Genomic DNA, 1,289 nt, shown 5'->3' with positions numbered 1-1,289 from the left:
GGATCGCCGCATCGGTGTCCGAGCCGACCTGGATCGGACCGTTCGCCTCGACCAGGACGTCGGTGACCAGATCCCCGACGACGATCACGCCGGCACGGCGAATCCGACCGGCGCGCTGGAGCCGGCGGTGGTGGCCGCCGCGATCCGGGCGGCCAGCGCCGAGTTGCGCAGGATGATCCGGATGTTCACCTCGAGGCTCTTCCCCTCGGTGCTGGAGTGGAAGTGGCTCAGCAGGAACGGGGTGACCGCCTTGCCGGTGACGTGCTGCTCGGCCAGCAGGCTCAGCCCGCTCGCCAGGGTCCGGTCGTGCAGGTCCGGGTCGAGCTGCTCGTCGGTGGGCAGCGGGTTGGCCAGCACCAGGGCGCCCTCGCTGACGCCCTGCTCGGCGCGGGCCCGGATGAAGTCGGCGACCTGCTCCGGGGAGTCCAGCTCCCAGTCGACGTCGAAGCCGCCGTCGGTGATGAAGAAGCCGGGGAAGCGCCGGGTCCGGTAGCCGGCCACCGACACCCCGAGGGTCTCCAGCCGCTCCAGCGTGGCGCCCACGTCCAGGATCGACTTCACCCCGGCACAGACCACCACGATCGGCGTACGCGCCAGCGCGGTCAGGTCGGCCGACTCGTCGAAGGTGAGATTCGCCTCCCGATGCACGCCGCCCATGGCGTCGCCTGGCTCCGCGACCCTCGACGACGCGGCCCTGGATACCGTCGCCGCGGGCGGCAAGCGGCTGCGCCCGCTGCTGGCGATCATCGTCGGCGGCCCCGCCGTGGCCGACCCCGACGGCCCCGCCCGCGGGGCCGTGGTCCGCGCCGGCGTGGCGGTCGAGCTGACCCACACCGCCACGCTGCTGCACGACGACGTCCTCGACGCGGGTCTGCTGCGGCGTGGCCGGCCCACGGCGTTCGCGCGCGACGGCCGGGCCGCTGCGACGTGCCTGGGCGACGCGCTCTTCGCCGGCGCGTTCGCGACGCTGGCCGGCGGCGGCGACGCGCGGGCCCTGCGGGTCCTGGCGCGCGCGTCCCGCGAGCTGGCCCAGGGCGAGCTGCTCCAGCGCGAGGACGCCTGGAGCACGCAGGTCGACGAGGCCCGGTACCTGCACCGCTGCCACCTGAAGACCGGCGCGCTGTTCGAGGCCTCCGCCCGCCTCGGTGCGCTCGCGGCCGGCGAGGACGACGAGGCCTTCGCGCAATTCGCGTCGGCGATCGGCATCGCCTTCCAGCTCTTCGACGACGTCCTCGACGTCGTCGCCCCACCGGAGCAGACCGGCAAGCCGCGCGGGACGGACCTGCTCG

1 protein-coding gene and 1 pseudogene are annotated in these 1,289 nt (G+C 74.6%); one reads left to right on the top strand and one right to left on the bottom strand.

Features of this window, described 5'->3' with window-relative positions:
• Positions 1–84 precede the first annotated feature (84 nt).
• Positions 85–657: pseudogene (locus AB0L40_RS27875) on the bottom strand (pseudouridine-5'-phosphate glycosidase); the annotation flags it as partial.
• Here AB0L40_RS27875 and AB0L40_RS27870 point away from each other — a divergent pair.
• On the top strand, positions 656–1,289 hold a 634-nt coding region (locus AB0L40_RS27870), incomplete at its 3' end, for a polyprenyl synthetase family protein (protein ID WP_364362068.1). The pseudogene AB0L40_RS27875 and the gene AB0L40_RS27870 overlap by 2 nt on opposite strands.

The organism is Patulibacter sp. NPDC049589 (assembly GCF_040675535.1).
In the GTDB taxonomy this organism is placed as follows: domain Bacteria; phylum Actinomycetota; class Thermoleophilia; order Solirubrobacterales; family Solirubrobacteraceae; genus Patulibacter.
Note: the sequence above shows the minus strand (reverse complement) of the source record. Positions and strands in the feature narration are given on the sequence as shown.